The sequence below is a fragment of the Salinibacterium sp. NG22 genome (assembly GCF_015864925.1).
Taxonomy (GTDB): Bacteria; Actinomycetota; Actinomycetes; order Actinomycetales; family Microbacteriaceae; genus Rhodoglobus.
On record NZ_JADYWG010000002.1, the window covers coordinates 287,087 to 299,631 of the forward strand.

At 64.0% G+C, this 12,545-nt stretch carries 10 protein-coding genes; 5 read left to right on the forward strand and 5 right to left on the reverse strand.

The window, feature by feature from the left end:
• Positions 1–32: 32 nt before the first annotated feature.
• The 3 genes from rsmA to metG are packed head-to-tail and all read right to left on the reverse strand — an operon-like array spanning position 33 to position 3,420.
• Positions 33–863 (reverse strand): 16S rRNA (adenine(1518)-N(6)/adenine(1519)-N(6))-dimethyltransferase RsmA, encoded by an 831-nt coding sequence (rsmA, locus tag I6E81_RS11000; protein WP_197107549.1) that lies wholly within the window; start codon positions 861–863, stop codon positions 33–35.
• Positions 860–1,843 carry a TatD family hydrolase gene (locus I6E81_RS11005; RefSeq protein WP_197107551.1) on the reverse strand — a complete coding sequence of 328 codons (984 nt, stop codon included), beginning with the start codon at positions 1,841–1,843 and terminating at the stop codon, positions 860–862. The genes rsmA and I6E81_RS11005 overlap by 4 nt, the downstream gene beginning before the upstream one ends.
• On the reverse strand, positions 1,840–3,420 hold the full coding sequence (gene metG, locus I6E81_RS11010; protein ID WP_197107553.1) for a methionine--tRNA ligase: 1,581 nt from the start codon (positions 3,418–3,420) through the stop codon (positions 1,840–1,842). Before metG ends, I6E81_RS11005 begins: the two co-directional genes overlap by 4 nt.
• A gap of 209 nt (positions 3,421–3,629) precedes the next feature.
• Here metG and I6E81_RS11015 point away from each other — a divergent pair, with 209 nt between their 5' ends.
• The 4 genes from I6E81_RS11015 (at position 3,630) to I6E81_RS11030 (ending at position 8,031) form a co-directional block, all read left to right on the forward strand.
• On the forward strand, positions 3,630–4,418 hold the full coding sequence (locus I6E81_RS11015) for a DeoR/GlpR family DNA-binding transcription regulator (RefSeq protein WP_197107554.1): 789 nt from the start codon (positions 3,630–3,632) through the stop codon (positions 4,416–4,418).
• Positions 4,415–5,392 (forward strand): 1-phosphofructokinase family hexose kinase, encoded by a 978-nt coding sequence (locus I6E81_RS11020; RefSeq protein ID WP_197107556.1) that lies wholly within the window; start codon positions 4,415–4,417, stop codon positions 5,390–5,392. The genes I6E81_RS11015 and I6E81_RS11020 overlap by 4 nt, the downstream gene beginning before the upstream one ends.
• Before the next feature lie 38 nt (positions 5,393–5,430).
• On the forward strand, positions 5,431–7,503 hold the full coding sequence (locus I6E81_RS11025; RefSeq protein WP_197107558.1) for a fructose-specific PTS transporter subunit EIIC: 2,073 nt from the start codon (positions 5,431–5,433) through the stop codon (positions 7,501–7,503).
• Between the two features lie 78 nt (positions 7,504–7,581).
• On the forward strand, positions 7,582–8,031 hold the full coding sequence (locus I6E81_RS11030) for an SRPBCC family protein (protein ID WP_197107560.1): 450 nt from the start codon (positions 7,582–7,584) through the stop codon (positions 8,029–8,031).
• Between the two features lie 65 nt (positions 8,032–8,096).
• On the opposite strand, the gene rsmI is transcribed toward I6E81_RS11030, so the two are convergent.
• Positions 8,097–8,909 (reverse strand): 16S rRNA (cytidine(1402)-2'-O)-methyltransferase, encoded by an 813-nt coding sequence (rsmI, locus tag I6E81_RS11035; RefSeq protein WP_197107561.1) that lies wholly within the window; start codon positions 8,907–8,909, stop codon positions 8,097–8,099.
• Between the two features lie 133 nt (positions 8,910–9,042).
• Between rsmI and I6E81_RS11040 the strand changes: the two genes are divergently transcribed.
• Positions 9,043–9,912 (forward strand): DMT family transporter, encoded by an 870-nt coding sequence (locus tag I6E81_RS11040; RefSeq protein WP_197108557.1) that lies wholly within the window; start codon positions 9,043–9,045, stop codon positions 9,910–9,912.
• Positions 9,913–9,950: 38 nt separating this feature from the next.
• Here the strand turns inward: I6E81_RS11040 and I6E81_RS11045 are convergent, their stop codons facing one another.
• A complete protein-coding gene (locus tag I6E81_RS11045) occupies positions 9,951–12,494 on the reverse strand; it encodes an MMPL family transporter (protein ID WP_197107563.1) in 2,544 nt (847 codons plus the stop codon).
• Positions 12,495–12,545 lie beyond the last annotated feature (51 nt).

Consider the following 12,545-nt stretch of genomic DNA (forward strand, 5'->3'; position numbering starts at 1 on the left):
ACCGTCGTTCGGCACCAAACGGAATGGCTGCGTTACGCCGCGCGGGCAATAGCAAGGAAATCGTGCACCGTGAGCTCCTCGCCCCGAGCCGTCGGAGCGACACCCGCCGCAATGAGACGGTCGGAGGCGGCGGTTGAGCTGCCCAACAGACTTGAGAGCGACTGACGCAACATTTTGCGACGCTGCTGGAAGGCGGCATCCACGAGCGCGAAGGTAGCTTTGCGTTCGTCGATCGTGCCCGGCTGTTCGCGGCGTTCGAAGCGCACGAGCACCGAGTCGACATTGGGCACGGGCCAGAACACCTGGCGGCTGACGAGACCGGCGGTGGAGAACTCGCCGTACCAGGCCGCCTTGATGCTCGGCGAACCGTAGACCTTGCTGCCGGGGCCTGCCGCGACGCGATTGCCGACTTCGGCCTGCACCATGACGAGGCCGCGGTCGAGCGAATCGAAGTGCTCCAAGAAGTGCAGCAACACCGGCACCGACACGTTGTACGGCAAGTTCGCGACGAAAACACGGGGGTCGTTGGGTAGCTCAGTGACGCGCAACGCGTCGTCGGTGATGACGGTGAGCTGAGCATCCGGCTGCATCTGGCTGACGGTGATGGGCAACTGGGCGGCGAGGCGCTTATCGATTTCGACGGCGACGACGGATGCCCCGGTCTCGAGCAACCCGAGGGTCAACGATCCCAGCCCTGGACCGACCTCGACCACTGTTTCGCCCGAGACGACGTGCGCGGCCTTCACAATGCGGCGCACCGTGTTGGGATCAATGACAAAGTTTTGGCCCAACTTCTTGGTGGGCTGGATGCCGAGCAGATCAGCAAGATCGCGGATCTCGGCGGGACCGAGCAAAGTATTCATCGCGTGCCTACATTCTGTGCGCTCGAGACGGATGCAGCGGTCGCGTCGCCGCGCGCGGGTGCGGCCTCGATGTCGGCGGGAAGTTCGGTATCCCACGAACCATAGACGGCCTCGGTAGTGGCGGAGAGCTGAGCCGAAAGCTCGAGCTCGGTGATCTCGAGGTGGGCTGCCATCGCGCGCACCGTGTGCGGCATCAGGTACGGCGCATTGGGCCGCCCCCGCAGCGGATGCGGCGTGAGGTAGGGAGCGTCGGTTTCGACCATGATGCGGTCGAGATCGATCACCGAGAGCGCTTCACGCAGGTTCGCCGCGTTCTTGAACGTGACCGTGCCGGCGAACGACAAAAACCAGCCGTTGTCGGCAGCAATGCGCGCCATTGCCGCATCGCCCGAGAAGCAGTGGAAGACCGTGCGCTCCGGAGCGCCGACGCGCAACAGCGTCTCAATGACCTCGTCGTGGGCGTCGCGATCGTGAATCTGCAGCGCAAGGCCGTGCCGCTTGGCAATCGCAATGTGCTCTTCGAAGGAGCGGAACTGCGCCGGGCGGCCCGCGTCATCCGTGCGGAAAAAGTCGAGACCCGTTTCGCCGACCGCGCGCACTCGTGGAAGCGCGGCGAGTGCGTCGATGGCCGCGAGCGCGGCATCCAACTCTCCTGCTGCGTCGAGTTCGGGGGCATCGTTCGGGTGAATCGCTACCGCAGCGAGAACGCGCGGGTTGGTCGCGGCAAGTTCAGCCGACCAGCGACTCGTGGCGACATCGGTGCCAACCTGCACGACGCCACGCACACCGACCGAGGCTGCGCGCGCGAGATGTTCGGTGAAGTCGAGCGCGCCGTCTGGCCCGCCGTCAGCGATCTCGAGGTGCGTGTGATTGTCGTAGACAACGCCCTCGAGCGGCTCGGGCAGCGGCGGATACTGCATCTTCTCAGAGGCTTTATCGTCGGCGCTGCGGTGACGCTGCCTAATAAACGGTTCGGTCACGCCGTGCCGCTCTCGGCATCCACTTCGATGCGCGGGAACAGTGACGATTCGAGCGCGGTCACGCGACCGGTGTTCGACCAGTTCGTGGCATCGTCGATGCGCTGCTCGCGCAGTTCACCCACACCACCGATGGCTTGCCAGAGCTTTTCGGTTGCCTTCGGCAGCACGGGCGACAGCAAAATCGCGAGGGTGCCCAGACCGTTGACGGTCATGGCCAACACGGTGCCAAGACGCTCGCGGTTGGCGGGGTCTTTCGACAGCGCCCACGGCTCTTGCTCGGTGATGTACCCGTTGAGTTCATCCACGAGTTGCCATACCGAGGCCAGCGCTTCGTTGATCGCGAACGTGTCAATTAACGCGTTCGACTGCTCGGTCGCACGCTTCTGGGTGGCAATAATCGCTTCGTCGGATGCCGTCAGCTCACCGAGCGCCGGAATCTCACCATCGAAGTACTTATTCACCATCGCAATAACGCGCGAGGCAAGGTTGCCGAAGCCGTTGGCCAGCTCTGACTGGTAGCGCGCGCTCAGGTCTTCCCAGCTGAAGGAGCCGTCTTGACCGAACGTGATGGCGCTCATGAAGTAGTAGCGGAACGCATCCGAACCGAACGTGTCGGTGATTTGGCTCGGGGCGATACCGGTGAGCTTCGACTTGGACATCTTTTCGCCACCGACGAGCAACCAGCCGTGTCCGAAGACGGCGCGCGGCACGGGTAGCCCAGCGGCCATGAGCATGGCGGGCCAGATGACCGCGTGGAAGCGGGCAATGTCTTTACCGACGAGTTGTACGGCAGGCCAGCGCTTAGCGAACTGTTCGTCGTCGACGCCGTAACCGATGGCACTGACGTAGTTGAGCAGGGCGTCGAACCAGACGTACACGACGTGGGTTTCATCCCACGGAACCTTGACACCCCAGTCGAAGCTGGAGCGTGAAATGGAGAGGTCGTCGAGCCCCTGCTTGACGAACTGCACGATTTCGTTGCGCACGCTCGCGGGCTGCACGAAGTCGGGCTGGCTTTCGTAGAGGTCGAGCAGCTTCTGGCCGAAGTCGCTCATGCGGAAGAAGTAGTTCTTCTCTTTGAGAATTTCGACGGGGCGCGAGTGAATCGCACACACGAGCTGCCCCTTGTATTCGCCGTCGGCGGCTGTGACGAGGTCATCAAGCTGCTTGTACTCTTCGCAACCGACGCAGTAGTAACCCTCGTATTCGCCGGCATAAATGTGGCCGTCGTCATAGAGGCGCTGCAGGAAGGTCGACACTGCCTTCTCGTGACGCTCGTCAGTCGTGCGGATGAAGTCGTCGTTGGCAATGTCGATCGTCTCGAGCAGCGGCTGCCAGGAGTCGGCAACGAGGCGGTCGGCCCACTCTTGCGGAGTCGTGTTGTTGGCCACGGCGGTGCGCAGAATCTTTTGGCCGTGCTCGTCGGTGCCTGTGAGCAACCAGGCGTCTTCACCCCGCTGACGGTGCCAGCGCGCAAGAACGTCGGCGGCCACCTCCGTATACGCGTGCCCGATGTGGGGAACGTCGTTTACATAGAAAATGGGCGTCGCAATGTAGAAGGAGTCGCCGGCAGACATGCCCCCATTCTATTCGCCTGTGTCGATTGATTACGCCGGGGGTGTTCAGAGCGCAGCAGTGACAGTCCACGACCGAGTCGGGAGTCGGATGCACGCCTCCCGATGTGGGAGTGTGTGGTTTTTTCTGTATTTGTGTTGCATTGCCGCGGCAACAGGCGTACTCTCGCAGAAACGCAGTCGGGTGCGTTGGCAATCACTGGAGATTACGGATGTACGCAGAAGAGCGGCAACAGCACATAGAGGGCACGCTTGCTGACGTTGGTCGCGTCGCCGTAATCGACCTCGCCCGCACGTTCGACGTGTCAAGCGAAACGGTCCGTCGAGACCTCGATCAGCTCGAAGCACGAGGCGTATTGCGTCGCGTGCACGGGGGCGCGGTCTCGGCGGCTCGGATTAGTCGCGTCGAGGAAAGTGTCGCTGCCCGCACCGACCGCAACTCGGATGCCAAAGAACGCATTGCGGTGGCCGCGATGGCCCTTATTCCGTCCACCTTCACCGGCGCGATCAGCATCGACTCGGGCACCACCACGAGTCGCTTGGCGCAGCACTTGCGTGACTGGCAGCCCGCGGCATCCACTGGTTCGCTGACCGTCATCACTCACTCGATTTCCATTGCGGCCATCGTGAGCGAGAGCCCGCACATTGAGGTTCAGCTCATCGGCGGTCGCTTGCGCGGCATCACCGGGGCTGCGGTCGGTTCCGCCACGCTCACCCAGCTGGCGGGCATCCGCCCCGATATCGCATTCTTGGGAGCCAACGGTGTTCACGCCGACTTTGGTTTCAGCACGCCAGACCCCGACGAAGCAGCCGTCAAGAGCGCGCTCACTCGCGGTTCGCGTCGCGCGATCGCCCTCGTCGACGCTTCTAAGCTCGGCATCGAAACCCTCATCAGCTTCGCGTCACTCTCGGAGGTCGACACGATCATCACAGATCACTCCCCCGACGACGACCTCACTCGAGCGCTCGAGCGTGCGGATGTCGAAACGGTGATCGCATGATTGTCACCGTCACCGCCAACCCCAGCCTCGATCGCACGATCGAGCTCGACTCTGCTCTCGACCGCGGCGAAGTTCAGCGCTCGGCAGCTAGCAGTGAGCAGCCAGGCGGCAAGGGTGTCAACGTGTCGCGAGCGCTCATTGCGTCGGGCCTCGACACGATTGCTGTGCTGCCCGGCGATGCTTCTGACCCGATGCTGGTCGCCCTGCGCGCCGAGCACACTCCGACCGCTGGGCTGCCGATCGCGGGTCGCGTGCGCTCCAACGTGACGATCACCGAGCCCGATGGCACGACCACCAAGATCAACGAACCCGGCCCGCAGCTCACCGCTGATGACGATGCCGCCCTCATCGACCTTGTCGTCTCGCACGCTCGCCGTGCTGAATGGGTTGTTCTTGCCGGCTCGCTTCCTCCCGGCCTGAGCGACGACTTTTATGTGCGCATCATTGAAGCCATTCGCGCTGCCGCTGCTGACGATACGGCTGCTGGCGCGTGCCCGCGCATCGCCGTGGACTCCTCCGGCTCCCCCATGCTGGCCCTCATCGAGTCGGGTGTTGGCGTTGACCTCATTAAGCCCAACGCCGAGGAGCTCGCCGAAATGACCGGCCTTCCCGACAGTTTTGAGGACGATCCGGATGCCGCGGCCGCCGCCGCGCTCACGCTCGTGCACCGCGGCTGCCGTGCCGTTCTCGCGACCCTCGGATCGCGCGGAGCACTTCTCGTGACCGCCGACGAGACCTGGCGCGCCACCATGCCTCCCGTGGCGGCCAAGAGCACCGTCGGCGCCGGAGATGCCTCCTTAGCCGGTTACCTTCTCGCCGACCAGCGCGGTGCTGCCCCCGAACGACGCCTCGCGCAGGCCGTCGCTCACGGAGCAGCCGCCGCCTCCCTGCCCGGCAGCACCATGCCGAGCCCCGAAGACACCACCCCCACCGCCGCTGACGTGCGCCTACTCAGCCGCCCCACCGCACCATAAATCTCAGCATCACCACTGCTGCCTACAAGGAGAAAGCAATGTCGCACCTCATCACCACCGACCTCGTGTTGTTGGATGCCGATCTCGGCACCGACCGCGAAAGTGTCATTCGCGCGCTGACGAATCTCGTCGCCGAACAGGGCCGTGCCACGAACGCGGAGTCGCTCTTCGACGACGCCTGGGCTCGCGAACAGCTCACCGACACGGGAGTTCCCGGCGGAATCGCCATCCCCCACTGCCGTTCAGAAGCCGTCACCGAACCCACCCTCGTGATGGCACGCCTGAAGCCCGCCGTTGATTTCGGGGCGACGGATGCTGCAGCCGACCTCATCTTCTTGATCGCGGCCCCGGCCGGCGCCGACCAAGAACACCTCACGGTTCTCTCCGCTCTTGCCCGGTCGCTCGTGAACCCCGAGTTCGTTGACAGCCTGCGTGCCGCGGAAACCCGCGAAGACATCGTTGCTCTCGTCGAGCAGGCCACCGCGCCCGAAGAGAAGGCTGCTCCCGCCGCTGGGGCTGGATCTGCTGCTGGTGCTGGTGCCGCCGGGGCAGCGAGCACCGCCAAGCACGCTGCTCCCGCCGCGACCGCTGCCTCGGGCTCAGACGGCGCCGCGCGCCCCGTGTTGATTGCCGTCACCGCGTGCCCCACCGGCATCGCCCACACCTACATGGCCGCCGATTCACTCGCCGCCGCCGCAGAACGAGCTGGCGTCGAACTCCACGTCGAGACTCAGGGCTCGTCAGGGGCAACGCCGCTGGATCCTGCGGTTATTGCTGCGGCATCCGCTGTCATCTTTGCTGTGGATGTGGATGTGCGCGACAAGGCTCGTTTCGCCGGCAAGGCTCTTGTGCAGTCGCCCGTGAAGCGCGGCATCGACGCGCCAGACGAGATGATCGCTGAAGCTCTCGCCGCCGCGAGCGACCCCGACGCTGCGCGCGTTGCCGGTGACAGCGCAGCAAGCGAGGCCACCAGCAGCACGAGCGACGAGCACTTCGGTCAGACCGTCAAGCGCGCCCTGCTCACGGGTGTGAGCTACATGATTCCGTTCGTGGCGGGTGGCGGTCTGTTGATCGCTCTCGGCTTCCTGCTCGGTGGCTACCTGATCACCGACACCGCGAGCGACATCATCGCGCAGAACAGCCTCTGGAACTTGCCTGAGGGTGGCCTCGCGGCGTACCTCGGCGCTGCAGCCTTCAAGATCGGTGCCGCCTCGATGGGCTTCCTCGTGCCCGCCCTTGCCGGTTACATCGCTTACGCGATTGCTGACCGCCCCGGCATCGCCCCCGGTTTCACCGCCGGAGCTGTCGCGGGTCTGATGGGCGCTGGCTTCCTCGGCGGAATCGTCGGTGGACTCCTCGCCGGTGTCGCCGCGCACTGGCTTGCTCAGCGCAAGACCGCAGCCTGGTTCCGCGGTCTCATGCCCGTCGTCGTGATCCCGCTGCTGGCGTCGATCTTCGCCTCCGGCCTCATGGTGCTGATCCTCGGCGGGCCGATCGCCTCCCTCACCGTTGCTCTCAACAACTTCCTCAACGGCCTGACCGGCGCCTCCGCTGTCGTTCTCGGTCTCATCTTGGGAGCCATGATGGGCTTCGACCTCGGTGGCCCCGTGAACAAGGTGGCGTACGCCTTTGCTGTCGCCGGTCTCGGTGCCGGTGCCATCGACAACCAGGCACCGTGGATGATCATGGCCGCCGTCATGGCATCAGGAATGGTTGCGCCTCTCGCGATGGCGCTCGCCTCCACCGTGCTTGCTCGCCGCCTGTTCTCGCCTGTCGAGAAGGAAAACGGCAAGGCAGCCTGGTTGCTCGGCGCTTCGTTCATCTCGGAGGGCGCCATCCCGTTCGCTGCTGCTGACCCGCTGCGCGTGATCCCTGCCAGCGCCATCGGCAGTGCCGTCACGGGTGGAATCATCATGGCTGCGGGCGTTACCTCGCAGGCGCCGCACGGTGGAGTGTTCGTGTTCTTCGCGATCAATCCATTCCCGATGTTCCTGCTCGCGATTGTTGCCGGAACCATCGTCACCGCCCTCATCGTCGTCGCCCTCAAGCGTTTCGTGCGCAAGAGCAGCACCGTCACTGACGCGAACGCGCAGGTGCCCGTCGCGGCATAAGGTCGTAGGCTTCATCTACGCAACGCTGCCGCTCATGCGCCGAGAGCTTCACGTCGTGCGTCGAATTTGGGAGACTCAATGAAGATCACCGAAAGCGTGCACATTGATGCGCCAACGCAACGCGTCTTCGAGATTTTCACTGACCTCGACGGCACACCGTCCCGAGTCAGCGGCATCCTCTCGCTCGAAGTTCTTGAGGGCCCTGCGCAACTCTCTGTCGGCACCAAGTGGCGTGAGACCCGCGTGTTTGCGGGAAAAGAAGCCACCGAAGTGATGTGGGTGACGGCCTACGAGCAAGATGTGTCGTACACCGTGGATGCGCAGTCGCACGGCATGCACTACCAAAGTGTGTACCTGTTCATGCCGAGTCACGGTGGAACTCGGCTGGACTACCGCTTCACGATGACACCGCTCACCTTCGGGGCACGTCTCATGAGCGTGGTCGGATTACTGTTCCTCGGCGCAACAAAGAAGGCGCTCACGAAAGACCACCACGAGTTGAAGGTTGCGTGCGAGTCAGCGGCCTAAACCGCTCACGATGACAACGATCCCTCGCTTCAGCGGCGGGATGACCGTCAGTTGGAGTCGAGAGGTTACGGCTTGGAGCGCAAGGCCGCTTCGTAGAGTTCGCGCTTGCTGAGCCCGGTTTGCTCGGCCACTTCGGTCGCCGCCTCTTTCAGGCGAGCACCATCGGCGACCAGCGCGAGCACGTAAGTGACTGCGGTCGGGAGATCGGATGTCGCGGGCGGGGCACCCTCGACGACGAGACAGATCTCGCCTCGGGCGCCGTCTTTGAACTTGGCGGCAAGTTCAGCGGCGGTGCCGCGGGCAACCTCTTCATACATCTTGGTGAGTTCACGGCAGACGACGGCGCGACGGTCATCGCCCAAGGCGGTGGCGAGGTCGGCGAGCGCCGCGGGCAGACGGTTAGGGCTCTCGAAGAACACCATCGTGCGCTCTTCGCGCGCGAGGGTGCGGAAGTAGGCGACGCGGCCCTTGCGCGGCAAGAAACCTTCGAAGCTGAAGCGGTCAGTCGGCAGGCCGGAGACGGCGAGGGCGGTAAGCACAGCGCTCGGTCCGGGCAGAGCTGTCACGGTTACCCCCGCAGCGGCGGCTGCCGAGACGAGAGGAAATCCGGGGTCGCTGATGGCGGGCATCCCAGCATCGCTGAGCACCAGAACGTCGGCGTCACGGGCCAACTCGACGATCTCGGCGGCTTTCTCTGACTCGTTGTGTTCGTGCAGCGGGATGAGCCGCGGCCGGTTGTCGATGCCGAGAGCGCGCATGAGATGGATGGTCGTGCGGGTGTCTTCGCTCGCGATCACCTCAGCGTTCGTGAGGGCCTCGATGAGGCGCTGAGACGCGTCGCCAAGGTTGCCAATGGGAGTCGCCGCAAGAATGATCACTCGGCCATTCTCCCACCCGCGCACAACGCGCAGAATTCGGCTCCCGTTCGCGCGCAGATCACCCCTTCTGAGGTCGTAGGGTTGCACTATGTCGACTCGTCCGCCCTTGAGGGGAACGCCCCTCGGCGCTGTCATGCTTGTGGTGTTGGGCCTGATCTTTCAGGACGTCGGCGCTTCGGTAGCGGTGCTGCTTTTCCCCGAAGTCGGCCCCGCCGGAATGGTGTCGCTGCGCCTGGTTTTCTCCGCCGCGATTTTGCTGGCGATTGCCCGCCCCAACCTGCGCGCCATCTCGAAGCGCGCGTGGATCATGGCGGTCATTTTTGGTATTTCGCTCGGCGGCATGAACCTGCTGTTCTACGAAGCCCTCTCTCGCGTCGACCTAGGCGCGACCGTCACGATTGAGGTACTCGGCCCCCTCGTGCTCTCGGTTATTGTCGCCCGCCGCGCCAGCGCATGGCTGTGGGCGGTGCTCGCCTTCGCCGGTGTCGCCCTGCTCAGCCTGGGCAGCGTTGGCGCCCTCGACCCCGTCGGTGTTGCCTTCGCGCTCGCCGCCGCCGTGTCGTGGGCAGGCTACATCTTGGCGTCCCGCAAAACCGGCCAAGTCTTTGCCGGCTTGGATGGCCTCGCTATCGCCATGGCAATCGGCGCGATCATCAGCCTCCCCTTCGGCATCTCGCAGGCCGGAAGCACTCTGCTTGAACCATCGATTCTCGTGCGCGGCCTCGCGGTCGCCATCTGTTCATCAGCGATTCCCTACGCCCTCGAACTCATCGCACTGCGTCGCATCTCCGCCGCCGCGTTCTCGGTGCTCATGGCTCTAGCTCCCGCTATCGCGACCGGCGCTGGCTTCTTCGTGCTCGGGCAAAGCATCACCCTGATTCAGGGAGTCGGAATTGCGCTCGTGATCGCGGCATCAATCGGGGCAGTGCGAGCGGCATCCCGCGTGCCGGGAGAACCCGGGGCTGGGCCGAACGCACTACTGCCCGAAGAGACCCCGCTGTAGCGGAAGCCTCCCCGGGCAGCGGGAGCGAGTGTTAGCGGTTAGCGCTCAGCGGGTGCAGGCTCTGAACTGCTGCTCGCGTCATCCGGAGCAACAACGTGCATGGGGTGACTGCGCTCGAGAGCGGCGCCCTCGACATCCACACTGGGCAGGATGCGGTCAAGCCACTTCGGCAGCCACCACGCGGAGGCCCCAAGCAAGTGCATGAGCGACGGGATGAGCAACATCCGCACGACGAAGGCATCGAACAGCACGCCGACGGCAAGACCGAAGCCGAGCGGGCGCACCATCGCGAGGTGCGAGAAGACGAAGCCTCCGAAGACGGCGATCATGATGATCGCGGCGGCCGTGACAACCGCTCGCCCGCTGCGCAATCCGCTCATGACCGCGGCCCTAGCCGGGACACCGTGAACGTACGCTTCGCGCATGCCCGAAACTAGGAACAACTGGTAGTCCATGGCGAGGCCAAACAGCACGCCCATGATGATGATCGGGGCGAAGTTCAACAGCGGCCCCGGATCGGTGACGCCGAAGACGGCACCCAACCAGCCCCACTGGTACACGGCGACCATCGCGCCGAACGCGGCCAGCAGCGACAACACGTAGCCGAGAGTCGCAATAACCGGCACGAGTAGCGAACGGAAGACCAGAATCAGGATGAGCAGCGAGAGCCCCACGACCACGGCGAGATAGAGCGGCAGCACTCCCGCGAGCTTCTCGGAGATGTCGATGTTTCCGCTGGCCGAACCCGCAACACCGAGTTCGATTCCACCATCGAGCGGCGAACTGTCGCGCAGGTCGTGCACGAGTTGGCCGGTCGACTCACTCGACGGACCGTCAACAGGGATGACCTGGAACGCGAAGTAATCTGACTCATCCGAGACACCAACGGGGGCAACCGCGACGACGTCATCGAAGGCCAGCAGCATGTCGGCGAGGTCGGCTTGCGTCTCGACAACCGCATCCTCCTCCACACCTTCGGGCAGGGTGGCCGTGACTAAGAGCGCACCGTTCTGACCGGCACCGAATTCTTCGGCGACCGTCGTGTAGGCACGGTACTGGGTCGAATCGGCCGGCTCAGACGAGCCATCCGGCAAACCGAGACGCATCGAGAGCGCGGGGATGGCAACCACGAGCAGTCCGAGAATGGCAACCACGAGAATCGCAATCGCGCGGCTCGTGCGCATCGGTCGCGCGGCAACCTGCTTGTGCACCTCATGCCCGATTTCCTGGCGGGCACGACGCGACAGAACGCGAGTGCCGAGCAACGACAACAGTGCCGGAGTGAGGCTGACCGCGATGAGAACCGAGACGAGCACGCAGACGGCGCCGACCGTTCCCATCACACCGAGGAACGGGATGCCGCTGACATTGAGGGCGAGCAACGCCACCAACACCGTCGACCCGGCGAACAACACCGCATTGCCAGACGTGCCATTGGCGAGACCGATCGACTCGTGGAGCTCCATGCCCGCCGCCAACTGACGACGGTGACGCTGCACGATGAAGAGTGTGTAGTCGATTCCGACAGCGAGGCCAAGCATCACACCAAGAATCGGTGTCACCGAGGTCATTTCTACGACGCCCGACAGCGCGAGCGAACCCGCAACACCCACGCCAACACCAATCAGCGACGACACAATCGGCAGCACCGCAGGCAAGAACGAACGGAACAACACGAGCAAGACGAGACCTGCAAGCAGCACACCGATCAACTCGCCGATGCCGAGAAGGCCATCGGTCGAGGTCGCAATCGACGACGAATAGTCGACGGTCACTCCATCGATCTGGATGGCATCGAGCTCAGCAGCGATCGCGCTCTTCGTCTCCCCCGAGAGGTCGAGCAGTTCGCTGTCGAACGTGAGGAGGCCGAGCGCCGTAGCGCCATCGTCGGAGACAAAAGTGATTGCGGCGGCGGCATCCATGAGGCGCTCGCCGTAGCCAAGCTGCTGCTCCTGCTCGTCGAGCAGCGTCGCGTTCTCGTCGATCGTGGCCTGCTGGGCGGTGAGCTCGGCTAGTCCGGCATCAATCTGAGCCTGTTGGGCATCGAACTGGGCGACGGATGCCTCGTAGAAGCCTGCCGCTTTGGCCTGCTCGATCGCGGCATCCAGTTGGGTCTGACCAGCCTCAAGTTCTTGAGCGCCTGCATCCAATTGGGCCTGGCCGTCAATGATCTGCTGCTTGCCTGCGTCGATCTGCTCGCGACCGTCGACGATTTGTTGCGCTTGCTCGTCGCGTTGGGCGTCAGTCTCGAAGGGGTCGATGACCGCGCTGACATCGTTCTGTGAGGTGAGCTCGGCGAGAGCATCCGTGATCTCAGACTGCTGCGAAGCAGAGAACGCTTCGCCATCTTCTGAACCGAACACAACGGTGGCGGAGATGCCGCCAATGTCGCCGAGGCGGTCGGTGAGTTCGGAGGCCACACGCTCTGTTTCGGTGCCGGGAATCGACATCGTCGACGACAGCGTGCCGCCGAAGAGGGCGAAGCCACCAACGGCGAGACCAAGAACAGCGATCCAGCTCACGATAAAGAGCCAAGCGCGGCGGGCCGAGAGTCGGCCAAGGCGATACAGAAGTTCAGCCATGCTGAAGAGGACCTCTCGTAGAAAACAGTACGGGGCACTTCATCGGGCCAT

Excerpts from the sequence above, each read along its gene's own strand:
- rsmA (WP_197107549.1), bottom strand. The coding sequence starts at position 863 with ATGAATACTTTGCTCGGTCCCGCCGAGATCCGCGATCTTGCTGATCTG.
- metG (WP_197107553.1), bottom strand. The coding sequence starts at position 3,420 with ATGTCTGCCGGCGACTCCTTCTACATTGCGACGCCCATTTTCTATGTA.
- I6E81_RS11015 (WP_197107554.1), top strand. The coding sequence starts at position 3,630 with ATGTACGCAGAAGAGCGGCAACAGCACATAGAGGGCACGCTTGCTGAC.
- I6E81_RS11020 (WP_197107556.1), top strand. The coding sequence starts at position 4,415 with ATGATTGTCACCGTCACCGCCAACCCCAGCCTCGATCGCACGATCGAG.
- I6E81_RS11025 (WP_197107558.1), top strand. The coding sequence starts at position 5,431 with ATGTCGCACCTCATCACCACCGACCTCGTGTTGTTGGATGCCGATCTC.
- I6E81_RS11030 (WP_197107560.1), top strand. The coding sequence starts at position 7,582 with ATGAAGATCACCGAAAGCGTGCACATTGATGCGCCAACGCAACGCGTC.
- I6E81_RS11040 (WP_197108557.1), top strand. The coding sequence starts at position 9,043 with ATGCTTGTGGTGTTGGGCCTGATCTTTCAGGACGTCGGCGCTTCGGTA.
- I6E81_RS11045 (WP_197107563.1), bottom strand. The coding sequence starts at position 12,494 with ATGGCTGAACTTCTGTATCGCCTTGGCCGACTCTCGGCCCGCCGCGCT.